Annotated in this window: 25 protein-coding genes; 5 read left to right on the top strand and 20 right to left on the bottom strand. The window is 33.6% G+C overall.

The window, feature by feature from the left end:
• Positions 1-74: 74 nt before the first annotated feature.
• Positions 75-728 carry a uracil phosphoribosyltransferase gene (gene upp, locus BUA03_RS02270; protein WP_066075878.1) on the top strand — a complete coding sequence of 218 codons (654 nt, stop codon included), beginning with the start codon at positions 75-77 and terminating at the stop codon, positions 726-728.
• On the opposite strand, the gene BUA03_RS02265 is transcribed toward upp, so the two are convergent.
• Positions 723-1,652 (bottom strand): DUF6427 family protein, encoded by a 930-nt coding sequence (locus BUA03_RS02265; RefSeq protein WP_066075881.1) that lies wholly within the window; start codon positions 1,650-1,652, stop codon positions 723-725. The two genes, upp and BUA03_RS02265, sit on opposite strands and share 6 nt — an antisense overlap.
• A gap of 143 nt (positions 1,653-1,795) precedes the next feature.
• Here BUA03_RS02265 and BUA03_RS02260 point away from each other — a divergent pair, with 143 nt between their 5' ends.
• A complete protein-coding gene (locus BUA03_RS02260) occupies positions 1,796-2,026 on the top strand; it encodes a DUF6341 family protein (RefSeq protein WP_066075884.1) in 231 nt (76 codons plus the stop codon).
• Positions 2,027-2,066: 40 nt separating this feature from the next.
• Here BUA03_RS02260 and purD read toward each other — a convergent pair whose 3' ends face one another.
• A complete protein-coding gene (gene purD, locus BUA03_RS02255) occupies positions 2,067-3,341 on the bottom strand; it encodes a phosphoribosylamine--glycine ligase (protein WP_066075886.1) in 1,275 nt (424 codons plus the stop codon).
• A gap of 115 nt (positions 3,342-3,456) precedes the next feature.
• Between purD and BUA03_RS02250 the strand changes: the two genes are divergently transcribed.
• The 3 genes from BUA03_RS02250 to BUA03_RS02240 are packed head-to-tail and all read left to right on the top strand — an operon-like array spanning position 3,457 to position 5,375.
• A complete protein-coding gene (locus BUA03_RS02250; protein WP_066075890.1) occupies positions 3,457-3,738 on the top strand; it encodes a type II toxin-antitoxin system RelE/ParE family toxin in 282 nt (93 codons plus the stop codon).
• 11 nt (positions 3,739-3,749) lie between these two features.
• A complete protein-coding gene (locus BUA03_RS02245) occupies positions 3,750-4,052 on the top strand; it encodes a HigA family addiction module antitoxin (RefSeq protein WP_066075893.1) in 303 nt (100 codons plus the stop codon).
• On the top strand, positions 4,053-5,375 hold the full coding sequence (locus BUA03_RS02240) for a phenylacetate--CoA ligase family protein (protein ID WP_066075896.1): 1,323 nt from the start codon (positions 4,053-4,055) through the stop codon (positions 5,373-5,375).
• Here the strand turns inward: BUA03_RS02240 and BUA03_RS02235 are convergent.
• The 18 genes from BUA03_RS02235 to BUA03_RS02150 all read right to left on the bottom strand — a co-directional run bounded on the left by BUA03_RS02235 (position 5,367) and on the right by BUA03_RS02150 (position 25,051).
• Positions 5,367-6,140, bottom strand: coding sequence for a glycosyltransferase family 2 protein (locus BUA03_RS02235; protein WP_066075899.1), 774 nt, complete (start codon positions 6,138-6,140; stop codon positions 5,367-5,369). The two genes, BUA03_RS02240 and BUA03_RS02235, sit on opposite strands and share 9 nt — an antisense overlap.
• Positions 6,141-6,142: 2 nt before the next feature.
• Positions 6,143-7,495 (bottom strand): exopolysaccharide biosynthesis polyprenyl glycosylphosphotransferase, encoded by a 1,353-nt coding sequence (locus BUA03_RS02230; protein ID WP_066076059.1) that lies wholly within the window; start codon positions 7,493-7,495, stop codon positions 6,143-6,145.
• 289 nt (positions 7,496-7,784) lie between these two features.
• Entirely contained in the window at positions 7,785-8,768 is a 984-nt protein-coding gene (locus tag BUA03_RS02225; protein ID WP_066075904.1) for a UDP-glucuronic acid decarboxylase family protein, read from the bottom strand.
• 270 nt (positions 8,769-9,038) lie between these two features.
• Complete coding sequence (locus BUA03_RS02220) at positions 9,039-10,001, bottom strand: NAD-dependent epimerase/dehydratase family protein (protein WP_066075908.1); 963 nt, start codon at positions 9,999-10,001, stop codon at positions 9,039-9,041.
• 5 nt (positions 10,002-10,006) lie between these two features.
• Positions 10,007-10,753 carry an FkbM family methyltransferase gene (locus tag BUA03_RS02215; protein ID WP_066075911.1) on the bottom strand — a complete coding sequence of 249 codons (747 nt, stop codon included), beginning with the start codon at positions 10,751-10,753 and terminating at the stop codon, positions 10,007-10,009.
• 302 nt (positions 10,754-11,055) lie between these two features.
• Complete coding sequence (locus BUA03_RS02210; protein WP_066075914.1) at positions 11,056-12,264, bottom strand: WcaI family glycosyltransferase; 1,209 nt, start codon at positions 12,262-12,264, stop codon at positions 11,056-11,058.
• Between the two features lie 9 nt (positions 12,265-12,273).
• Positions 12,274-13,365 (bottom strand): glycosyltransferase family 4 protein, encoded by a 1,092-nt coding sequence (locus tag BUA03_RS02205; protein ID WP_066075916.1) that lies wholly within the window; start codon positions 13,363-13,365, stop codon positions 12,274-12,276.
• On the bottom strand, positions 13,362-14,570 hold the full coding sequence (locus BUA03_RS02200) for an O-antigen ligase family protein (RefSeq protein WP_066075919.1): 1,209 nt from the start codon (positions 14,568-14,570) through the stop codon (positions 13,362-13,364). The genes BUA03_RS02205 and BUA03_RS02200 overlap by 4 nt, the downstream gene beginning before the upstream one ends.
• Before the next feature lie 2 nt (positions 14,571-14,572).
• Positions 14,573-15,859, bottom strand: a complete 1,287-nt coding sequence (locus BUA03_RS02195) for a hypothetical protein (RefSeq protein ID WP_066075923.1) — start codon at positions 15,857-15,859, stop codon at positions 14,573-14,575.
• Between the two features lie 20 nt (positions 15,860-15,879).
• Positions 15,880-16,290, bottom strand: coding sequence for a hypothetical protein (locus BUA03_RS02190; protein WP_066075926.1), 411 nt, complete (start codon positions 16,288-16,290; stop codon positions 15,880-15,882).
• Between the two features lie 124 nt (positions 16,291-16,414).
• Positions 16,415-17,659 (bottom strand): oligosaccharide flippase family protein, encoded by a 1,245-nt coding sequence (locus tag BUA03_RS02185; RefSeq protein WP_072675704.1) that lies wholly within the window; start codon positions 17,657-17,659, stop codon positions 16,415-16,417.
• Positions 17,660-17,689: 30 nt separating this feature from the next.
• Positions 17,690-18,538: a dTDP-4-dehydrorhamnose reductase gene (gene rfbD, locus BUA03_RS02180; protein ID WP_066075933.1), complete on the bottom strand. Its 849-nt coding sequence runs from the start codon at positions 18,536-18,538 to the stop codon at positions 17,690-17,692.
• Entirely contained in the window at positions 18,526-19,077 is a 552-nt protein-coding gene (rfbC, locus tag BUA03_RS02175; protein ID WP_066075936.1) for a dTDP-4-dehydrorhamnose 3,5-epimerase, read from the bottom strand. Before rfbC ends, rfbD begins: the two co-directional genes overlap by 13 nt.
• A gap of 8 nt (positions 19,078-19,085) precedes the next feature.
• A complete protein-coding gene (rfbA, locus tag BUA03_RS02170; protein ID WP_066075938.1) occupies positions 19,086-19,943 on the bottom strand; it encodes a glucose-1-phosphate thymidylyltransferase RfbA in 858 nt (285 codons plus the stop codon).
• Between the two features lie 21 nt (positions 19,944-19,964).
• The gene (locus tag BUA03_RS02165) at positions 19,965-20,957 is read right to left on the bottom strand and encodes a hypothetical protein (RefSeq protein WP_066075940.1); all 993 of its coding nucleotides are present in this window, start codon (positions 20,955-20,957) and stop codon (positions 19,965-19,967) included.
• A gap of 8 nt (positions 20,958-20,965) precedes the next feature.
• Complete coding sequence (locus BUA03_RS02160) at positions 20,966-22,645, bottom strand: DUF6909 family protein (RefSeq protein WP_066075943.1); 1,680 nt, start codon at positions 22,643-22,645, stop codon at positions 20,966-20,968.
• Between the two features lie 43 nt (positions 22,646-22,688).
• Positions 22,689-23,555, bottom strand: a complete 867-nt coding sequence (locus tag BUA03_RS02155) for a carboxypeptidase-like regulatory domain-containing protein (RefSeq protein ID WP_066075946.1) — start codon at positions 23,553-23,555, stop codon at positions 22,689-22,691.
• Positions 23,552-25,051 carry a GH3 family acyl-acid amido synthetase gene (locus tag BUA03_RS02150; RefSeq protein ID WP_066075952.1) on the bottom strand — a complete coding sequence of 500 codons (1,500 nt, stop codon included), beginning with the start codon at positions 25,049-25,051 and terminating at the stop codon, positions 23,552-23,554. The genes BUA03_RS02155 and BUA03_RS02150 overlap by 4 nt, the downstream gene beginning before the upstream one ends.
• Between the last annotated feature and the right edge of the window lie 4 nt (positions 25,052-25,055).

Raw genomic sequence — 25,055 nt, 5'->3', positions numbered from 1 at the left:
TAAAAGACAAAGATACTTTTTATACTTTTATACCATATAAAAATAACTAGAAGTTTAATTACAAATATAAAAACATGCAAATTCATTATTTATCAGAAGGAAATAGCGTCCTAAATCATTTTCTAGGTCAAATACGGAATATAACTATTCATAAGGACAGCATGCGTTTTAGAAGAAATATTGAGCGTATTGGCGAGATAATGGCATACGAGTTAAGTAAACAATTGCATTATAAAACGATTGAAATCCAAACACCATTGGGCATAAAACAAACAACCGAGATTAAGGATCAATTGGTTTTATGTTCTGTTTTACGGGCTGGCTTGCCCTTGCATCTAGGTTTTTTGAATTATTTTGACAATGCTGAAAACGGCTTTGTCTCTGCCTTCAGACACCATCCTAATCAGGATGATTACTTTGATATTTTAGTTCAATACCAAGCCATCGCTGACATCAATGGGAAAAATTTATTACTGGTAGATCCGATGCTTGCCACAGGTCAATCCATCGTTGCTGTTTATAATAAATTAATGGAAAATGGGACACCAAAAGAAATTCACATTGCAGTTGTGATTGCCGCGCCAGAGGGAATTGCTTATCTTGAGGAACATTTGCCAGAACACTGTCATCTTTGGGTGGCTTCCTTAGACGAAAAATTAAATGAACACCGTTATATCGTTCCAGGATTAGGTGATGCAGGTGATCTTGCCTATGGCAATAAGCTATAACTGGCTAAAAAAGGTGAATAAACTGCAGATAATAAGCACCGAAAGTACCATCTCTTGCTTCAATTTAAGCTGTGGTATTTCGATATAACTAGTTGCCATTATTGCTAAAGGCGCAACCGTAAAAATTAGCAGGTCATTGCTTTTATTAGATGAAATCAGGAAAATAAGTACTCCAATAAAAAAAGAAGCAATGATTTTTTTGAAAGAAGTATGCAATAGTTGCGGCCTGCCTGATAATGTGGCAAACATGGAAACTAGAAAAAACAAAGCGATTGTAGCATAGATTGACAAGGCCGCATTTTGATAATTACTGGTAAAATAATCAATGCTAAAGTTCGTTGTCACACTTTTAGATATGTATTCCACTACATTAACATTGAAAACTGTACTATACACCAAGAAAATAATTGAAGTAATAAAAAAAGCAATAAAGGGCAGTATCCAGTTTCTATAATCTCTGGAAACATGGAAAATTATAGATATAAAAACCAACACAATAAAAATTATACTCCAGAAATGAAATAATGTTGCCAGAAAAATCCATAAGGAAGCATCAAATATTTTTTCTTTGGACGCTTTCAAAGATTGTAACGAAATCAATCGGCGTAGTGCTAATAGAATAAAGAAATTAGACAAAATCAGGCTTAAATTATCCAATACGGATGGAAAAAAAAGCAACAATAAAAAATAAAAAAAGATCGTGTAGGTACTGTCTTTACTCAATCCGTTCTTCTTAGCTACAAAATCTGTAATGAAAATGGAAGCCAATAAAAGACACAACAATCCACCCTTTTTTAACAATAATAAAAAGGAGTTGGTCCAAGACAAATCTTGAATTTGAAACAGTAAAAAGAAAATCAGCATTAAAATTACGACCAATGAAAAATTTAATGGTGTAGATTTTCTAAAAACGCTTGTTATCATAAGGATATTTTATACTTTTGTGTTCGTAAATATAATACTTGTTTAAAAAGTAAACCGTGCAAGTTCAAAAAGATTCTTTTAAATAAGTCTTTTTACTTCCCAGAGTTCCTCAAAAACAATTAATAAAATTAATTTTATACATTATGAAAGCATTTTTCGAAGGAATAGAATACTTATTTGTAAATATTTTATTTGCTCCTCTAGACTTTTTACGCTCATTGGAGCTATCTTCTTGGTTTGTTGCTAATACAATCAACTGGATTTTCATGATTATTTGTGCCTCTGCCATGGTGTATTGGATCAAACAATTGAAAATTTTTGAAGACGCTGGAACAGAGAAGCAAGATACTACCGCTCACTCTTTCTTAAAATAAAGCCCCCTAACCCCCGAGGGGGAATAAAAAGGTGCTTACATTATTTAAGGTCGTTTCCAATATCTTTTCTAAAATACATCTTATCAAAATTTAGCTTAGCTATGTTTTGGTAAGATTTTTTTATGGCCTCTTCAAAATCATTTCCATAGGACGTTACCGCTAAAACCCTTCCGCCATTTGACACTACCGTTCCGTTATCCAGTTTGGTTCCGGCATGGAAAACAATCGAATCTTCAATAGTTTCTAATCCAGAAATTACTTTTCCTTTTTCGAAATGCTCTGGATAACCTCCAGAAACGACCATAATTGTAGTGGCGCTTCTTTGGTCAATTTCTAATGTGATTTCATCCAGTTTATCATTGGCTACAGCCAAAAACAATTCGACTAAATCTGTTTTCAATCTAGGAATCACGACTTCCGTTTCCGGATCGCCCATTCTTACATTATATTCAATTACGATGGGTTCATTATTGACATTAATCAAACCAATAAAAACAAATCCCTTATAGGAAATTCCGTCTTTTTGAAAACCTTCAATAGTGGGTTTTACAATGCGCGTTTCTATTTTTTCCATCAAAACGGCATCAACATAAGGAACTGGAGAAACGGCTCCCATTCCGCCTGTATTCAATCCTGTATCACCTTCACCAATGCGCTTGTAATCTTTTGCCGTAGGTAATATTTTGTAGTTTTTCCCGTCAGTCAGAACAAAACAACTTAATTCTATACCGTCAAGAAATTCTTCGATTACAACTTTAGAACTCGCAGCACCAAATTTCTGATGTACTAACATGTTCCGTAATTCTTCTTTAGCTTCTGCCAAATCCTGAATAATAAGCACTCCTTTTCCGGCAGCTAAACCATCTGCTTTCAACACATACGGTGGTTGCAATGTTTCCAAGAATTTACAGCCTTTTTCGACCGTTTCAGCAGTGAAACTATCGTAAGCAGCCGTTGGAATATTGTGTTTTATTAAAAATTCTTTGGCAAATTCTTTACTACCTTCTAATTGAGCACCTATTTTTGACGGACCAATAACTGGTACATGATTTAAGGCTGGATCATTTAGAAAAAAGTCATAGATCCCTTTTACCAAAGGATCCTCCGGTCCTACCACAACCATGTCCACTTTTTCCTGAATTACAAACGTTTTTATAGCCTCAAAATCGGTTGGACTCATCGCAACATTAGTCGCTATAGAAGCCGTACCAGCATTTCCTGGCGCTACAAAAAGTGTGTCACATTGCGGACTTTGAATCATTTTCCATGCAAAAGCATGTTCTCTTCCGCCCGAACCCAGTAGTAAAATTATCATGTGTAGTTGTGTTTAGTTGCGTATCCGCCTTTTTGAGGATGGTGCAAAAATAGTTAGTTTTATGCTGAAATAATAATTTTTTATACTTACTTTTGACGTTAGTAACGCAAAGGATATGATAATTTCATTTGGATCTAAAGAAACTGAAAAAATATGGAATGGAATTGTCGTAAAAAAACCTTCGTTAGAGATACAACAACTAGCCCGAAGAAAGCTTAGAATGCTTAACAACGCTACCAATTTAATAGATTTAAGAATTCCCCCATCCAACAGATTAGAAAAATTAAGAGGTAACTTGAATGCTTATTACAGCATTCGAATTAACAACCAATGGCGGATTATTTTTATTTGGGAAAATGGAAACGTTGCTAATGTCGAAATTGTAGATTACCATTAAATGTGCTGAAAATGGAAAAATTAAAAAACATACATCCTGGTGAAATTTTATTGGAAGAATTTCTTATTCCTCTGGAAATAACGGCGTACCGTTTGGCTAAAGATTTGAAGATACCGCAAACCCGAATTTCAGAAATCATTAAGGGAAATAGACGAATTACGGCTGATACCGCTTTGCGTTTGAGTCAGTACTTTGGTAATTCTGCAAAATTTTGGTTAGGACTTCAGGATGATTTTGATATTGAAGAGGAACAAGAAAATAAAGCACAAGAACTGCAATCTATCAAACGTTTTAATACTCAAAAAACAGCTTAGATGTTTCCACTTTTCGACTTATCGCTGCACTTAAATGGCTTCCAGATGAAAAAAGCTAAAGCCGAAATACGCAAAATTGTCACCTTTACTGAAAAAGAACACGCCGAATTTGTAGCCTATAAAAAACAAGAAATTGTTAATTACCATTTGGAAAACAATCCTTTTTACAGCAATTTATTTGGAATGAACCCTTTTACAAGATGGGAAGACGTACCGGTTTTAAATAAAAAAAACTTACAAATACCACTACAGGAAAGGATTTCAAAAGAGTATTCTTTAAAACAATGTTACGTAAATAAAACGTCTGGTTCAAGCGGAACTCCTTTCATTTTTGCCAAAGACAAATACTGTCATGCGCTGACTTGGGCTTCCAATATGTACCGTTTTAGCTGGTACGATATTGATTTTAACACTTCGTATCAAGCACGGTTTTATGGCATTCCCATGGATTTCATCGGCAACAAAAAAGAACGGTTAAAGGACTTTTTAAGTCATCGTTTTCGATTTTCGATTTTTGATTTATCGGATGTTGTCTTAGAAGGATTTTTAAATCATTTTAAAACTAAAAAATTTGATTATATCAACGGGTACACTAGTTCTATTGTTTTATTTGCTAAGTTTTTGCAACAAAAAAACATCGTGTTAAAAACAATTTGTCCTAGTTTGAAAGTATGCATGGTCACTTCTGAGATGCTTTTTGAAGCAGATAAAATCCTTTTAGAAAAACAGTTTGGCATTCCTATTGTCAATGAATACGGCGCTTCAGAATTGGATTTGATTGCTTTTCAATCCCGAAGCGTCGGGACAGAAGGCGAATGGCAAGTGAATTCAGAAACCTTATTTGTCGAGATTTTAGACGAAAATAATCAAGTGTTACCTTACGGTCAAGAAGGTCGTATCGTGATTACTTCATTGTTCAACAAAGCACATCCGTTTATACGATATGATATTGGTGATATTGGGCTTCTGGATGAAAAAAGCACGTTACAAAAACCGATTCTCAAGAAATTAGTGGGCCGCACCAATGATGTGGCTGTGTTACCCAGCGGCAAAAAAGCTCCTGGATTGACCTTTTATTACGTGACAAAAAGCATTATTGAAGATGATGGAAAGGTCAAAGAATTCCTGATCAAACAAACAAAAATTGATTCTTTTGATATTGAATACGTTAGTGAAAACGAATTAAATTGGGAACAAATTCAAAAAATAGAACAGGCGATTGCCCTGTATTTAGAACCCAATTTACATTTTAAATTTATCCGTAGAAACACTTTAAAGAGAAGCAATCGTGGAAAATTAAAACAGTTTACCTCTCTACTTTAATGGTTTGATGTACCGCGGTTTCAGGAGGAATTGCGTGCATAAAAAACCAATCATACAAAACAGGGATTTCAGCACGTTAAAGCGATGAAATTTTCTATAAACCGCAAAATTATGTTTTACTAAATCGATTTTAGAGGCCGAAATCGAATTTTTTCGAATCCTATAAAAGGCCAGACTTTCTGGAAGGGGACTTGCCTTTTTAATATTTTTGAGAATGGTGAGCCAAAGCATCCAATCTTGGCGTTTTCTGATCGCTGAAATACTTATCTTCCCAAAATAATTGACATCATAAATACCCGTAAGATTACCAACATAATTACAAAAAAATAGTTGCTTGTAGGAAAGATTTAACGGTGCTTCTACTCTTTTGTTCAAAGGTTTTCCTGCTTCGTCGATGCAATCATAAAATGAAAAAGTAAAAGGCACCTTGTTGTTTATGAGAAAATTAATTTGTTTTTCTAACTTCGTAGGTTTCCACAAATCATCAGCATCCAGAAAAGAAATATAGCGTCCCTTAGTCATTGATAAAGCCGTATTTCTGGCAATTCCTGTGCCGGAGTTTGTGGGAAGTTGATACATACGAATTCTTTGATCCTGTAGCGCCATTGTGGTAACAATCGAAGCCGTTTTATCACTAGAGGCATCATCGACGATGATCATTTCCCAATTCAAGTAGGTTTGATTTTGCACCGATTGGATCGTTTCTGCAATGAATTTTTCAGAATTAAAAGAGGGTGTGATTATTGATACAAGTGGTTTTTCCATTTTCAATATGCTTTTTTGTCACCTCTTAAAGTGTTGTATATTGTGACAAAAATGATCTTTATGTCTAATAAAATAGACCAATTTTCCATGTAAAATATGTCAAACTTGACGCGGTTGATAATATCCCCATCTGTTTCTACTTCACCGCGAAATCCTTTAGTTTGAGCAAGCCCCGTAATTCCTGGTTTAACAAAATGACGCACCATAAACTTATCAATTTTCAGGGCATACATGTGGGTATGACTTACCATGTGCGGTCTAGGCCCAACAACAGACATATCTCCAAATAATACATTGAAAAATTGTGGAAGTTCATCAATACTTGTCTTTCGTATAAAGCGCCCTATTTTAGTAACGCGAATGTCATTTTTACAAACCTGATTTAAATGTGCCTCCTCATTAATCTCCATCGATCTGAATTTGTAGCAGCTAAATTCTTTGTAATTTAATCCGTTTCGCTTTTGGATAAAAAACAAAGGTCCTTTCGATTCCCACTTAATTAAAATTGCAAGAATTATACTTAGCCAAGAAAGCAGACCACATATGACTACGACCGAAAACAAAAGATCAAAAACGCGTTTGATTATCTTATTCAAAGTATCATCTAACAAGATATTTCTCAACGAAATTACCGGGATGTAATTGTAATATTCAAAAGTGAAATTTCGAGAAAGAATTTGCTTTTCATCAGGAATGAACTTTAACGTCTTCAGATTATTATCAGCAAAATAAACGATCTCATTCATCTGATTTTGTGTTAAATCACGCATCGAGCAATACATTTCATCTATTTTTTGCTCTAAAACATAGTCAAAACTCTCTCGAAGAATGCGGGTCTTATCCTTTTCAAGATCAAAAACACGTTCTAACTTATATCCATAATCTGGATTCTCCGTAAAGAAATGCTGTAAGGGTTCAATACTTTTAGCTGTTCCTAATAAGATAACCGTTCTGAAATTCCCACCGAAAAGAACTCTGAATTTCTTTAGAAAGTAATAAATACATAATTTAACCAGTAAGATTACTGCAAGTGATAGCGTAGTAAAAAGGACAACTTTTTTAAAACTAGAATTTTCCGAATCAAAAAAAGCTAAGGCGAGACAAAAAAGAGTAAACAAAACACCTTGCTTTAGGGCGCAGTTTAGTATTGATATCACTTTAGTATATCTGTAAACTTCGTAAAAGCCAAGGTTTGCAGCGATGACAAACCAACTGACACTGATAAACAAAGGATAAAAAATCTTATCTACAGGAAAGTCGGTCAAGTATACTGAAAGTACATTGATAACAATTAAGTCTATGACAAATGAAAAAGGGCGAATATAGCCTGAATATCTTCCCGTTTTGGTTTTCACTATTTTATACAATTAGAAAAGTCATGCTACTTTTCTTTTACTACTATGATTACACTCCGACGCCAATAATAAGTGGCTGTAAAAAGCACTATTTTCATACCTAAATTATACTTTTTAAAACAAAAATAACGCAGTGGGTTGGCTAAATTTTAAATTCATTCATTCCTCATTTATCGTTCACAATGCAGTGTGTAAAGGTGGTTTATATTAGTACCAAAAAAAATTAAACAGTGTATACTAAAAACATACCTGGCTGCTGACAAATTATTCTTGCGTTTAAATCATGACTTTAAAAAATATATTTTGAAAAATCCTTGTGTTCTTCTTTAGACAGTTCTTCTTTAGATAAGGATTTGAAATAATCGTAAGTAATTTTCATTCCTTCGGCCCTACCTACTTTGGCTTCCCAACCCAATAAATTTTTAGCTTTAGTAATGTCCGGCTGGCGCTGCAAAGGATCGTTTATTGGTAACGGATGATAAACCACTTTTTGATTGGTTCCCGTTAATTTTATGATTTCGTCTGCAAAATCCTTGATCGTAATTTCGTCAGGATTTCCAATATTTACTGGAAAAACATAATCTGAATGCAGTAATCTGAAAATACCTTCTACCTGATCATCGACATAACAAAAGGAGCGCGTTTGCATTCCGTCACCAAAAATTGTTAAATCTTCGCCACGAATTGCCTGACCAATGAATGCTGGAATCACACGTCCATCATTGAGTCGCATTCTTGGTCCGTAGGTATTGAAAATGCGCACAATTCTGGTTTCTACACCGTGAAACGTATGATAGGCCATGGTAATTGACTCCTGAAACCGTTTGGCTTCATCATAAACGCCTCGTGGTCCTATCGTGTTAACATTACCATAATATTCTTCGGTTTGTGGATGCACCAATGGATCTCCATAAACTTCAGAAGTAGAGGCGATAAGAATTCGGGCTTTTTTTACTCTAGCCAATCCTAAAAGATTGTGCGTTCCTAATGAACCTACTTTCAAGGTTTGAATTGGGATTTTCAAATAATCGATTGGACTTGCCGGTGAAGCAAAATGCAAGATATAATCTAAGTTACCTGGCACATGAACAAACTTAGTGATGTCATGATGATAAAATTCAAAATGCTCCAGTTTAAATAAATGTTCAATATTTTTTAAATCTCCGGTGATGAGATTATCCATTCCAATGACAAAATAACCTTCTTTAATAAAACGGTCGCAAAGATGTGATCCTAAAAATCCGGCTGCTCCAGTGATAAGTATTCTTTTCATAATATAATTTTGTGCCCGCAATATATAAAAAATGCTCGTTTTTAAGAGCGAATTATAGAATTATATTACGCCCTCTTTTTTCAAAAACTGTAACGGCAACTTAAAATCCGTACCTATGAAAGCGTGAAATAAATAGGTCAGTATGAAACCGTTTCATTTCATGCTGATTTTAAAGCTTTGGTTAATTTAACTTTTGGTTAGCAAAGGCAAAATGGGTATCCATTTTACTTCAGTCTTACTTAATAAAAAGTATCATGAATGGAATCAACTTTAAAAATTATTTTTCATCCAAGAAGTCGTTATTGCGACACTTTCCTTTAATTTATAAGGCAACTCTCCACATAGTTTTTCTAATGAGGCAGTATCATATACCATATTTGTGATTAAATTATTTAATCTAAAAGTCGTCAACGGTGGATTTTTCCAACCTACCTTTTGAAGCGCATCGCCCATTTTAGAAGCTATTTTTAGGGGCAACATGGGTATCGTTTTTATCTGTTCTTGATTAAATTCTACAGCAATCATAGTAGCCCATAGTTTTAATTCTAAGGCTGGATAATCCGCTAAATAGTAATTTTGGTCAACCTTTTCTTTTGGCGCAAATAGTATTTTTTCTATTTGAAAAGTCGTATTATGCACAAAGCCAAATGATTTTTTAGGGTTATGGTTTCGGGGAATGAAAAATATCTTTTTTCGAACAGCATCAAAAAAAGTTCGGTATGGAATTTCGAAATATGGTCCCCAAATAGAAGTAGGTCGGACAATTACAAAATCATGGTTGGCTTTTTCTTTTACTATTTTTTCTCCAATCACTTTACTTTCTCCATATAAATTAGGAGGACAAAAATCGTCAAATGATTCAGGCACATAATCTATTCTGCACACCATTCTACTAGAGGCATAAATCGTTCTTTTGATTGTTGGATATTTATTTATGAGGTCGATTACATTTTCGACACCTTCAATGTTTGTGGCATAACCAACAATGGATTGTTTTTCATCTAAATCTGTTCGCGCTGCTAGATGAATCACATAATCCGGGTTAAACGACTCAAAACATGCTGCAAGATCTTTTTGATTTAGAATATCACCTTTGACCCAGTTTTTTATAAATGATTTATTTCTGGGTTTTTTAATGTCATAATTGATAACCTGATGGTTTTTTGAGCTCAAATATTCAACAAGATTTGAACCTATAAAACCTGAACCTCCTGTTACTAGAATCTTAACCATTAGAATTAATCCTTTTTTGTTGTTTTTTTATACAATAAATCAACTTCAATATATTTATTTTTATGTCCTAAATTAAAATCAAGCATTCCAGAAAGTTCAAAATGCTTACTCATGAGATGCGTGTTCATTTCAGTAAACGAAGGTTGATTTGTATAAAGTTGCTCTAAATTAGCTTCAATTATAATATAATCTATGTTTTTTAATGATTCTTCAGCCCCTTTTAATACTTCTAATTCATAACCTTGAACATCTAATTTCAACAACGTAATTTCAGCCTTTAAACTGTTTGTTAATAAAAGAGAATCTAGTGTTTTTATTTCTACCTTAATCTGCGATAAGTCATTCTCTTGTTTTGGGTAGTGAATATTGTCCGAGCTGATATCCAATATAGAACTAATATGACCGTATTTGTTTTTGTTGAAATTGATTACACCCACTTCGTTTCCTAGAGCAAGGTTGTATGTTTTGACTTTTTTATTGGAATCGAATAATTTTTCGATTTTTAAATACAAATCTGGTAATGGCTCAAAGGCGTTTATTTCTGCGTTAGGATAAAAATGGCTAGCGACTTTAGAGAACTGGCCTGAATTAGAACCTACATCAATAATCGTATCCAATTGGGGTACCATTTTTTTTAAATTAGAAACTACTTCAAAAGAAGCTATAGAAAAGAGTTTTCCTTTAACTAATTGTAAAGCCCATTTAGATTTTGCAACAATAAATAGCTGTTTGATCAGTGTAGAATACCTCATTATTTTTTAATTGTCTAGCGCTTCTATTAACTTAATTTTAATAGTGCAAGGTAAAATAAAACCTAAACAATATCCTGTTTAACACTACTATTTTGCTTTTATTGTTTAATTAAAGATACCCACTGATTTTAAGGGTTTACTGCTATAAATATTGTGTGGTTTATCAAGAAATAAAAGATCAATTGAAGCATTTAGGGTTCCATTTACGAGCATTAGAAAACGGATTCTATGAAAAATTTATTAGGGACCGGCTGGAAGTTGATGGTACATTTTATAAATAAATTAAAAATACATCAAGAAACTTAATTCCTTTTTTTTATCAAATCTTTCTCAAACTGCGGCAATATACTTTCGAGAGCAAAATTTTCTACCACGTATTGTCTGGCTTTTAATCCCATTGATTTTGCCATTTCTGGATTTTTTTTTATCCTAAACAATAGTTGTTTTATGATTTCAATATTGTTTTCATGGAAATAAAATCCACCTTGAGAATGCTCAAAGTTATTTTTTATCTCAGAATCTCCATGTCCAGTAACTATGGAAGGCTTTGCGCTTGCCATCATTCCCAAAATTTTTGAAGGCATCACTAGGTCTTTGAACTCTGGTTTTTGGAACAATACATGAACATCTGCATGACACAACAAATCATTTAACTGATTGTAAGGTACTGGTGGACAATAGGTAAAATTCCCAAGGCGTTGCAACTGCCCCACAATCTCCTCTCGTTTTGCTCCTTCACCAACCAAATAAAAATGGAATTCAGGATGAACCTGCATTGCTGTTACAAACTCCATGTAGAAATCCCAGTCTTGTTTTTCACCAATGTTACCAGAGTAAAGAATGTTGAACGTAGTAGGACTACTAAAGGTCTTGTTCTCTTGGGCAGTTTCAGGATTTATCATAGAATAATCGATCCAATTAGGAAAGTAAATTGGATTAACCTTAGATTTTTGCGCTAATTTAATCATCATGCCTTTACTGATGGTGCTGCTACAGTCCGCTCGGTTTAATGTCCATTTTTCAATTTGAAATAAAATCGTAGAGGTGATCTGATGCTTCGACGGCATCTTAGTCTTAAAGGCGGCATCAAATTCAAAATCCTGAATGTGAATCCATAACATACCTCCTGTACTTATTTTTAAAAACCAACCCAAGATAATGGAAACTGTGAAAGGCACAACGACAATGATCACATCTGATTTTTTTATTTTTAAACCATTAACAAGAGAACCAATAAAAAAATGAACCATTTGAAGGACTCTCTTAAAAAAAGTTGGTTTCGCGGGCGTGTATTGCTTGAATCTATATACCGTGACATGGTTTATCGTTTCTTTCGAAAAAAGGGGGCTATCAACATAATCAGCATGAACCTTCCAGTGCGGATAATAAGGAACGCCAGTTATAATGCTAACCTCATGTTTGAGCGCCAAAAATTCGGCCATACCTGTAGTGTATAAACCAATCCCGCTGTCCTCTGGAAAATAATTATGCCCAATTATAGTAATTTTCATAGGTGCCGTTTATTTCCTTATTGTTTCTAAAATTATACTTTCTAGAGTAGAAATAAATTTAGTTTCAGTAAACCTAAGCCTAGCATACGCGCCGTTTGCTATTGCTTTTTTTTGCAATTCCTCCCAATTTGAAATTGCGTATTTCAATTTTGAATACAGATCTTCTTCACTTTTTTCGATGCAAAAGATAGCGTTTTCCTCTGAACAAATATCTGGAATTCCGGCATGTTTTGTAGTAATTATTAAGGAATTGAAAGCCATTGCCTCCAGAATACTAATGGGTTGTCCTTCCATACTGAAAAAAGTGGGTAAACAAAAAACATTTCCCCAAATCAACAAGTCTTGCTTGATTGTGCCGGAGACAATTCCCAGATAGGCTACATTACTTAATTCTGCCAGCAATGCATCTACATTATTGTCTTTGATTTTATTTCCTGCGATTTTAACTTCAAGAAATAGACCCTCTTCATTCAGTCTTTTTATCACTTTAAGCAACAGGTTTATCCCTTTTTCCTCTAATAGATTACTTAAAAAGAAAAGTCGTATTGCTGAAAAATCTTTTTGCTGCAACACTATTTTCTCAGAAAGCAATAATTTATCTTCCACAAAATTATACAATTCACAAACAGAATCTTCCGCAATAAATGGAGTCAAATTATCTCTTAATGAATTAGAAAGTACGATTCCTGTATCGAATGAAGCAATGAGTTTAAAAAAAAGGGCTTTTTTTATTCCATGTAATGACTGATATTCTTTTTTTAGATGGTTGCTGTGCAAATGAAGGAGTGTCTTCTTGTTTAGAATTTTCGCCAAAATGATGAAAGGTGCGTATTTTACAACGCCAAAAAATGTAATACCAATCGTGATATAAACAGCATCAGCTGTAAAAATTTTGTAGCTCTGAAAATAAGTCTTTAGGAAGGACAACTTCTCAAACGAGAAATCACCAATGGCGCTATTGACAGCATCTGAAAGTTCCGTATTTATTTTTTTTACATTCCAACCCCTCTTGGACAAGCCATTTGCAACAACTTCGTTCGACAAACTAATTCCTTTTGGTGGACCTGGAAAAGGGCCAATGATAAGCACGTTCTGTCTCATTTTGAACTGTTTTTATCAAACTCTGAACTGTAAATAAACATACTGCTAATAAAGGAGTAAATGATTATTCCGTTTTGCCGTTCCAAAACACTTTCGAAAAGAAAAACAAAAATAAAAAATAATAAAAAAACGATTGCTTCCGGATTCTTTCGTTTAATAAACTTTTGAATGAAATAAAGTAACGAAAAGAAATACAAACAAACACCAATAACACCAGTAGCGATCGCTATTTGAAGAAATTGATTGTGCGCATTATAATTTTCTTTGGATAAAAAATCGTAACCATCCAAAGCCAATTGTTTGCTTAAAACTTCTTGGGCATCTCCAATGCCATATCCCAAATAATTTGAATTTTGAATTACCTTTTCACTTGTATTCCATAGAATATACCGAATTCCAGTGGATGTTTCCTTGTTATTTACCACTTTACTGCTGTCGAATAGTTCTAAAAAACGGCCTCTGATTTCAGTAACACAAAGTGATAAAAGAAATAATCCGATAAAAACAAACACCAATTTAGCCGTGTATTTTTTATCCTTTTTAAGGAATAAAAAAATTCCGGATAGAACAAAAAAGGAAGCGATTACACCTTTCCTAGATAGTATTAAAAGTCCAAAAATTAAAATCAAAAACAAAATAGAATTGAAAATCTTGTTTTTGAATCCTTCTATCAAAATAAAAAACAAGGCGATTGAAAAAAAGATGGAGCTATAAATAGGATGTTCATTCAAACCCCAAAATTCATACGTTATATAGGAATAGTAAGTATACAAATCCAGTTTTTGGCTAGAATAACCCAATTGGAATAAATAAATAAATAGCAGACTTGAGTAAATACTAGCAGCAATAATAAACGTTTTCCGGAATAGTTTATTAAAAATAATTTTTGTTTCCAAAGTCAAAAAAGAATATCCAAGTGGAATGAGGACAATGGGAATACACCGAATTATAATTGTAAAACCCCTTTGAATATTTTCCGAAAACAGTAGGCTGACTGCATAGCTAATGAAGAAAATACTGCCTATAATTAGCGTTTTTATTTCAATTTTAATGGTTTTTCTGTTTTTAAAAAGCGAAAAAAGACTCCAAACAAAAAAAACAAATACCGTTAAAGGCTTTAGTTTAAAAGGCAATAAAACGAATAAACCACAAAAAAAAGCAACATAAGTCCCTATTTTTTCAAGTGTGAAATCTTTTATTTTCATCCTCATTGTTTCTGGAAATTACTAGAATTTGTTTTAAGAGGCATTTTAATTTTAACTCTTTTTAAAATAAAATAAAGCACATAAAGCGCCATCGAATAGTAGATAAAGCGATGGGAAGACCTAAGGTTGTATTCAAAACTATGAACTACATATAAAGCTAATACCAAAAATTGGAGTACTGCCCAAAAGTATTTTTTATGAAGGACTTGGGTTTTTATAAAAAAATCTACTGCAGCAAAATAATAACCCAATACCGAATAATAAAAAATACTGAAAAGTGGGTATCTAGCCAGTTCACCTATGGCTGTATAGGGAGCGATTTCATTTATCCTGAGTTTTGAGGCAATTGCATACCAGTTTGTCAACCTTCCAGGTAATGGGTTTAATGTGGTGACTAAATTACGTATAGAAGCATTTTTATAAAGGTGAATGGTCTCCGAAGTCGCATAAAATCCAAAAATAAACGTATAATAAATATTCATGATTGTATACTTGAACAGAATCTCCGGTTTAGAAACCGTTGCCTTCAAATAGGGAATAAGCCCATGCGTGTTGGACTCCAATCGCAGCGAAATATTATACCCAAAAAAAACAATAACAAAAGGAATAAAGAAAACAAAAAATCTTTTGGCACGCTTATAATTCAAAAATACCGAATAACTTAATCCAAATGCTACTAGATAAATTGTTGCAGACCTACTCCCCACTCCTATCCCAACAGTCATAGCAATAAAAAAAGCCGCTAGCGCAAGTGATCTATTTTGCCTGTAAAGCGTTCCTGAAAGAAGGCACAGAACAATAAATAAATTTTGATAGATAATTTTAAAAATTGAATTATCCTTAGGGATGTATTCGACCCGATAGAACAACAACGACCCATAATCAATGTAAACCAAAACGATGCAAACAATAGCTATCGCAAATAGTGCGATGGAAATTTGATTGGTATTGAGCTTTATATTTTGAACGTTTATGATCTTGATCCGCTGTTTAGCGACATTGAAATACGATTTATTAAAACTGGAATATAAAAAAACGCCTATCAAAAACAGCAAAAGCATTTTGATATAAACTAAAAAGGTTCGGTTAAACTTATTATTTCCAATAAAATCAAATTGAAAAAAATTAAATTTCTCATGCCTAGGATAGAAATTATGATACAAAACCGTCGATACCAAAACTCCGATAAAGAACAACAGAAAAACATCAACTGGAGACAGCAAAAATATTTTTCGCTTCCAATAGAGCATCCCTACCAGCAAGAACAAAAAAAATAAAATTACAATCATCACTCTATATTTTGGAAATACTAGCTTCTTTCGAGTGCTTTAATTGCAGCGTTTGTATTGTAAAAATTGGCTGTATGCCCTACAATATACATGTAGAGCTCGCCCTCTTTCTCGTCCATTAAGGAAATTTGAGGACTGGATTCTGGTCCTTTGAATACTTTAATAGAATACGTTGGTGTTTTATAAACCGGAATACTATCGGCATTTGTAGCTTCATACCATCCAGAAGCATTCTTTCCTACAAATACTTTTCCTGTTAACCGGTTTAAAACTACTAAAGTATACTCATTAGCCTCTACTTGGTAGAGTTCCATTTGATATTTTTGTTTGTTTACAACTTCTTTTAAACTGAAAGAATCCGTTTTCTTTTCCTCTTCTTTACAGGATACAACCAACGCTAAAACAAATATCAAACAAATATACTTTTTCATTTTTTAGTTTTTTTTAAATCAGATTTTGCACAAATATAGTAGCTATTTTTAATTTTCATTATTAAATCACATTATAATCATCACCTTTTACTATCGTTTCCTGTATCTTATTTTTATGCTCTAATTATAACAAAGTTTTCTTTTTAACAGCAAAATAAAAAATAAGCAAAACCATAATTATATCTACGCTAATGCGAAGAATCACCAAATTTTTAAAACTCATTTGTCCCATTAAGTACAGCAGTAATACTACAAAAATATAAATCAAACAAGAAAAAACAAGAGCATAATTATAGTGCTTTAATGCCCCAAAAGCAATCAATGAACAACTTCCTATGATAATGGAACTACTGATCACTGGTATCAATACTACCAATGATTTCAGTAAATAGGCATACTTCCCCATGGAAATCCCACCAAAAAACACCATTAATTCTTCGGAAAAATAATAAATACTTCCTGCAAACAACAAAGAGCAGCAGATAGTAAAAAGAACTATTTTTTGTAAGAATAGTTTATTCCTAGTGCGAACAATAGAAGGAAAAACAGCTTGTTGAATGACTTCAAATGGAAAAATGAAAGCGAAAATTATTTTAGACGCAATGTCAAAACCGGAGACTAAATTTTTAGAACAGAAATAACCAATCAAAAAGATGGTCCCGAAATTTAAAAAAAGTGTTGAAAATCGTCCTAAAAAAAATAAGTATCCTTCTTTTAGGTACAATTTCAGCGTCGCTAGAGGAACGACTATGAATTTAAAGTTGGATACTTTTTTCAGGAAATAAAATCCCAATCCTCCCCAAACTAAGTTCGAAAGTACCAAAATAAATATATAGACTAAGATATGACTAGCATTTTTTACAAACAGTATTGTAAGAATAACCAATAAAGATCTTGAAATAACGCTAACAATGGCAATGGGTTTCATTTTTTCGATTCCTTGAAAATACCAAATTGGAAATAAAATTTCTCCAATTCCCATCAGTAACATAAAAAATAGCAGGTGGATAACTTTCGCTATTTCATCATTGAAAGAAAATAAACCCAGAAGCACAAAACCAAAGACAAATAATCCTGTTTTTATAGTGAAAATGGCAGAAATAATTTCGTCAATTTTAGCCTTATTTTGTTTGTTTTCAACAATATATTTTGCCACATACATGTCAAACCCAAAATTAACCAGTATTAAAAAGTATTGCGTAAAGGAATCAACCCAAGTAAGAATGCCATAACCATGTTCTCCTAAAGTCCTTATTAAATAACCCAACAAGATATACTTTGAAAGTATATTGGTAAACTTAATAACGCTAAAATAAAAGAAGTTATGTGCGACTTCATTACTTAATGATAGGTATATTTTTCTCCACATTTACTTTCAAATTAGTTGTGTTTCCTTAGACTAAATTGTTTCGTCCCATGTTTTAATTTCAATATCAAATGTCTTTTTGATCTTACTTTTATCTAAAACACTGTAGCGAGGTCTGTGTGCAGGGGTTGGATACTTTGAGCTTGGTATTGGTTGTAAATCAATTTTGATGTTGTTAACTTCAAATATTTTTTGGGCAAAATCAAACCAGCTGCATGCTCCTTCGTTACTGAAATTGTAAATACCGTAAGTGTTAATTTCTGGATTTTTAGAAGTATACAAAATAATCTGTACCAATACATTCGCTAAATCCACCGCATGTGTAGGGGTTCCTATTTGATCATCAACCACCGCTAATTCGTTTCTTTCTCTGGCCAATCGCAACATTGTTTTCATGAAATTATTCCCAAATTGTGAATAAACCCAGGATGTTCTTACGATAAAATAGTCTTGTAAAATGCTTTGAATCGCTTCTTCTCCATCTAATTTAGTTTGTCCATAAACGCTTTGTGGATTTGGAATTGCTTCTTCTGTGTACGGTGTTTTTGCGTTTCCATCAAAGACAAAATCCGTAGAAACATGAATTAATTTGGTTTTAAACTCTTTGCAGGCTTCCGCCAAATTTTTGGCACCGGTCACATTGATTGCAGTTGCTTTATCTGGTTCACTTTCGGCCTTATCAACGGCCGTGTACGCAGCTGTATTAATACAAAAATCAGGTTTAATTGTGTTGAAAACGGACGCTATTTCTACTTTTAAAGTAATATCGAGTGCTTTAGAATCACAAAAAACAAAATCAATTTGAGAGTATTTATCGGCAACAAATCGAAGGGATTGCCCCAATTGTCCATTCGCACCTGTTACAAGCACTACTGGGCGCATTTTGCGTTCTCTAAGGTTGGCAATAGGTGGTCTTTTTCAGAAATAACTAATTCCGTTGCTGGAAATTGCCAATCTATATTGAGTTGCTCATCATTATACATAATTCCACCTTCTGAATCCTTGTTGTAAAAATTATCACATTTATAAAAGAACGTGGCTGTTTCGCTCAATACTAAAAATCCATGCGCAAAACCTCTTGGTACAAAAAACTGCCTTTGATTTTCGCCAGAAAGTACCACCGAAATGTGCTGTCCAAAAGTCAAAGAATCCGGTCTAATATCGACCGCAACATCTAAAACTTCGCCTTGTAAAACGCGTACTAATTTAGCTTGTGCATGGATTCCGGTTTGATAATGCAATCCTCTAAGTACGCCTTTAGTTGAAAAGGATTGGTTGTCCTGAACAAAATGAACGTCTTGATGGACTCCTTTTTGAAAGGTATTCTCGTTGAAACTTTCCATAAAATAGCCCCTTTCATCTTTAATGATTTTAGGTTCTATAATATAACATCCTTCGAGTGTAGTAGGTATAAATTCCATAAATTATTTTAAATGATATCTAACAAATGCGTGCCGTAGCCACTTTTTAGTAACGGTTGTGCTATTGCTTTTAACTGTTCGGCATTGATGTACCCCATGGTATAAGCAGCCTCTTCGATAGAGCCTATCTTAAGTCCTTGGCGCTCTTCAATAACTTGTACAAACTGGGATGCCTGCATCAAAGAATTAAAGGTTCCGGTATCAAACCAAGCTGTTCCTCGATCCAGAATACTGACTTTTAATTTTCCTCTTCTAAGATATTCCTTATTCACATCCGTAATTTCAATTTCTCCGCGGTGACTCGGTTTAATATTGGCTGCAATTTCAACAACGTCATTATCATAAAAATAAATACCCGGTACTGCATAGTTCGATTTAGGTACCAAAGGCTTTTCTTCAATAGAAAGTACGTTACCATTGGCATCAAAATCAACCACGCCATAACGCTCCGGATCATTCACATGGTACGCATAAATTATCCCGCCATCTGGATCATTATTAGCTTGCAACAAGCCTGACAAACCCGTTCCGTAAAAAATATTATCTCCTAAAACCAAAGCTACTTTATCTTTGCCAATAAAATCCTTGCCTATGATAAAGGCCTCTGCTAAACCGTTTGGATGTTCCTGCACGGCGTATTCAAAACGACAGCCTAACTTAGACCCATCACCCAGCAATTGTCTAAATAGTGGTAAATCATGGGGTGTAGAAATAATAAGTATTTCTCTAATTCCTGCCCACATCAAGGATGATAGTGGATAGTAAATCATGGGTTTATCATAAATAGGCATCAATTGCTTGCTTACAGCTAATGTCAGTGGATGCAAACGGGTTCCTGATCCTCCTGCTAATATTATTCCTTTCATAGATTGCAATTTTAGTTTAAATTATATTGCTTTTTGTTCTGCCTTTAACATTTGTTTTTTATAAAAAGCGATGAAAAATGAAATAGAAATGAAAATAAAAATAAATAAAAATGGCAGTATTAATTTCATCTTGCCATTAATAGAGGCTGTATTTTCAATATTTATCGCGGTGCTATTCTCTTTTATGATTTTATCCGAAGTTAATAACGTAATTTTTAAGTTTCCAATCTCTGTAAGCAAGGCTTCTTTTGTTTTAATGACATCATTCAACTGCGTATTTTCATTGTAGTATACTAATTTATCACTTTTTTGATTGTTTCCAGCTGTAGCATTTGAAAACTCGTTTAAGATTCCGTCTATTTGAGAAACAGTTCCTTGGTTGGTCTTTATCCTTTCTTGAATGTTACTCACGGACACTTTCTGAATTTTATTATAGTAATCGCTCGTGTTCAAATAGTTTAAAATTGGTTGTATCCCCTTTTCATTATTAGTTATTCCCTTTGTTAAAAAAGTAATGGTATGAAAAGCATAATTCTTACTAGTGGTCGTTTCCTTCACAATGGATTTTAAATCTCCATCTTCTGCCATTAACTTTAGCAGTGCAAAATTTTGATCGCTGTTATTGATAAAGCTATAAACATCAACAATGGGTTCAATAGAGATTTTTGTTATTTTCGTTGGCTCTAGAATACCGATTGATTTCAAAAAAACAGTATCTCTTTCTTTTATTTTTGCTGCTAATAAATCAATTTTCGAATATAAATAATCCGTACTGCCAAAATTAGGAGCTACAATAACCTCACTTTTATAACTCTTATTTCTGTGGTCTATAAACAGTCCTAAAGCAAGACCAACTACAAACAAAATCAAAATTACTCTCACATTCTTTACAAAAAACCCAATGCAGCTGAATAAGAAAGTATTAAAATCTTGCAGCAAATTGCCAATTTTTTTTGAAATTTGAGTTAAATCTATTTCTTGTTCTTCTGAATTATTGGGCACGTTTGTACTCATTTATAGTATTATTTTGTGTTGAAAATTTGTTCCAATATTTTAATAGTAATCAAATAAGTTGGCTTTACACCGGTTGTTCCCAGTCCGCCTGAAGCCAGTGTGCTTCCTGTTTCTAAGGGATTGTCTGATGCATAATAGGCATATCTTACCTTGACATCGTGAGGTACACTCTTTCTAATTTTGGAAGCAGATTGAATGGCTTTTTGATAATAGGATCCTTCCATTTCCAACCCAATAATTCCCCAAGTTGATTCGTGGAAAAACTTCAATAAATCCCTATTTTGTAATGACGTTCCTAATACAGTAACCATTGGACCTGCAAAAACAGCAATATCATTTCCTTCAAACATAGCAGCTGTTAATTCATTTTCGAAAAAATAATTATCCGCTGTTCCTTCATTAATATGTGCATTTGGAATCATAATATCTCCTTTTCCACCTTCCAGAATTCCTGCTTTCCCCATAATAGAAACCGATTCTACATTTAATAATGTATCTTTTTTAAACGGTTTCAACAGCTCATCAATGGTTTCATAGGCTTGTTCTCCAAATGCATAATCCATAACAATAAGCACTGGTTTTTTATCTCCGGTATTTGCTTTAGGAAAAGATGTTTTTGCCCAATCCATTTTGGCAGTGTCAAAAATTTGAACATCTATATTAGTCCCAGAGGTGTCTGGAATCGAAATCATACCGCTTTTTAAAGCTACTTCTTCTACTTGGTTTCGTAGGGCATTCGCACCAGACTTACTCAATTCCTCATAAATAAAGAAATCGGATTTGTCTTTGAACTTGGTTTTTAAAACTTCTGTCGCAAAAATAGAGTTCATCACACTGTGCATGTTTGCACTTATTACGTGAATGGGACGGTCTAAAAGTTCGTTTTCTTTCAAAACCTCCTTGATGCTAGTCGCCCAAATCTCCCCGTGAATGTGGTGCCCCAATCGTTCTCTTAAAATAGGACTGAAGGTAATGGTTCTCTTATTATCATCTACAATTTCTTCAATGGCTAGTTTCCCCAACCAAAATATAACATGCAAAAAGCGATCCGGTGCAACTGCTGAACCAAAAGCATCATAAATGTCCAAAACTTCTTCAAAAGTTCGTCCAAGAATGTTCGCTGCATGTGAAATCGCTTTCTCTTTTTCTACCTGAGTCAGTTTTTTATTTTGTGAAACTGCTTGTTCCAGTTTAAACCAATCGCGCGAAACTTCCCCGGCATCATCCAGTAAAACTCGGTTTCTAATCTTGTGTGATTCAATGAAAATAAAAGTCAAATGCGTCAAAATATCATAAATATCGGAACGCCCGCGAGTAATCTCCACGTTCATTTGCTCTTCATCGATACGGTAACAATTTCTTTTTCTTTTAGGAGGGACAATTGCTTTAAAATGAGATTTAGAATATCCTTCTTCTGAAGTTAAATTAATAAACCGACATTCCTCAATTCCTACTGGAAGACGCTCAATTACATATAAAAGCCCGTTCAATTCGACTTTTTCTTCAGCAATATTTCCATAAATTTCTGGTCGTAATGCTAATAATGCTTCCCGCAACGTATCGCCAGAAATACCCATTGGCTTGTAAAATCCCCTGTTGAAAAGATGACGCATGGTGATGTACATTTTTTCAATGGCTGCCGATGATTCTTGTGCTCTAGAGCGTGATATATTTTTTGTTTCTTTCATTTTCTAACTATTTTCTAACCTGCAAAGGTAGTTTTTTTATTTTCTAATTTGTTAACGTAAGATTAATTGCGGGCTCGATAACTACTTTATTCGTGTTTTCTTTTAACGAAGAACCTTTTCTTGAAATCCATTTCCCTTCTCGATACGCAACTGTATTTTCCGTTTCAACTTTATGCACCATGACAGCGGGAGCGTAAGTTATAGAATACGTATTTGAAGATTCTTTGGAAAAAGATTTATATAAATATTTATTTTCTTCGATTATCATCCATTCATAAGCTATAAAAATTCCATTATCTGGGAAAATTATATTGAATTTGGACAAGTCAATTACATTTTTAATTTTTCCTGATTTTACAACAACTATAATATCTTCTTTCAATAAATCTTCTCCTGGGAAACCATTTTCCATCACTGAAAAAATTCTCAATTTGAATTTAGCATTTTTAATTTTGCTCTTTGTAAACACGATTGCATTTTTCAAAAAAGGAGTTTTTTTATACACCCCATCAAATTCAAATCGTTTAGCATAAATCCAGGGTACAGAACCTGAAAGATGGCTTCCAATAGATTTTTTAAAATTTCCAATTTCTCTTTCTATTGATCCTTTGCTTTTAGTGATTACAATTTCTTCAAGATTATAAATGGCGGTCTGCAAAACCACCTTATCATTATTTGAAATTTTAATTTTCTTGGTTTCAAAACCTACTGCTGAAAAAACCAAAATCTTTTCATTGATTGTATTAATTAAGAATTCTCCATCCTCGTTAGAAGTCGTTCCTATATTTTCATTTTCAACCCAAATATTAACATAGGAAATGGGTTTATTACTTTCATCAAGAACAATTCCTTTAAATTGTGAATAAATAGAATTACTAACAACTAGTAAAAGCAGCGTTAATTTTCTCATTTTATAATTGGTAAATTTTCCAATTGATCTACTATATTTCGATCATTCGAAAGTCTTGGAATTTTATTTTGTCCACCCAGCTTCCCAATCGATTTCATGTAATCCTGAAATCCGTTTTTAACGACCTTTGTAACGACCACTTTTTGCAATACTTTGCCCACAATCAAATCATCATAATACATGTTTTGTTTTCGCATAGCATCGTCCAGCGCTTCCGCAAAAGTTACGCTGTCTTCTGGTTCGTTCTCAAATTCGATGCACCATTCATGATACGGCAATCCGTTTAGTGGACTAATTTGTGGCGCCACCGTGAATTCATTAATCCGAATATTCGTTCCGCGAATAGCTTCCTGCAACGCACTTTCCACTTCTTTACCTATCACATGTTCGCCAAAAGCAGATATATAATGTTTAATTCTTCCAGAAACGATAATTCGATACGGTTTCAAAGAAACAAACTGAACCGTATCACCAATATTATAACCCCAAAGCCCTGCATTGGTAGAAATAATCAAAACATAATTTACATTTAATTCCACTTCACCAATAGTATACCGCTCTGGATTTTCAGAATAAAATTCATCACTTTTTATAAATTCATAGAAAATTCCCGAATCCAAAAGCAGTAACATGCCGCGTTCCTTCTGTGAATCCTGATACGCAAAAAATCCTTCCGATGCCGGAAATAACTCAATGCTATCAACTTTCCGGCCAATCAAATTTTCAAATTTAGCGCGATACGGTTCGTAATTAACACCACCGTAAATAAATAAATTAAAGTTTTTGAAGATTTCGCCGACGGGCTTTCCTCCTTTTTGGTGTATTTTTTCAAAATACATTTGTACCCAAGAAGGGATTCCCGAAATTACAGTCATGTTTTTATCAAAAGTTTCTTCGACAATCGCATTTACTTTGGTTTCCCAATCCTCAATACAATTGGTTTCCCATGAAGGCATTCGGTTTTTTTGAAGGTATTTCGGAACAAAATTAGCTACAATTCCAGACAAGCGACCTAATTTAATTCCGTTTTTTTCTTCTAATAAAGGGCTTCCTTGCAAGAAAATCATTTTTCCATCCACAAAAGCAGCATTTCCAGTTTCATGAATATAGTGTAAAATTGCATTTCGAGCCGCCTCAATATGAAAAGGCATGGATTCTTTAGTCAGCGGAATGTATTTTGCTCCTGAAGTAGTTCCAGAAGTTTTAGCAAAATAAAGGGGCTTGCCTTTCCAAAGAATATTTTCTTGCCCTTTAACTACTTGATCTACATACGGTTTCAACGCTTCATAATCGCGTACAGGAACTTGTTTTGCAAAATCCTTCTCGTTTTTTATTGTTTCAAAATGATGGTCTATACCAAATTGAGTGTTTTTTGCAGCTGCTATTAATTCCATTAACACCTTTTTTTGAGTTACAATAGGATTAGTAGCCCAAAGTTGTGTTTTCTTGTATATTTTTTGTGCAAATATTTTTGCCGCAATTGATTTTATTGACATTTTG

Origin of the sequence: Flavobacterium fryxellicola, assembly GCF_900143245.1 — a bacterium.
GTDB lineage: Bacteria > Bacteroidota > Bacteroidia > Flavobacteriales > Flavobacteriaceae > Flavobacterium > Flavobacterium fryxellicola.
The sequence above is the reverse complement of the archived record's forward strand: the minus strand, read 5'-3'. Positions and strand labels throughout refer to the sequence as shown.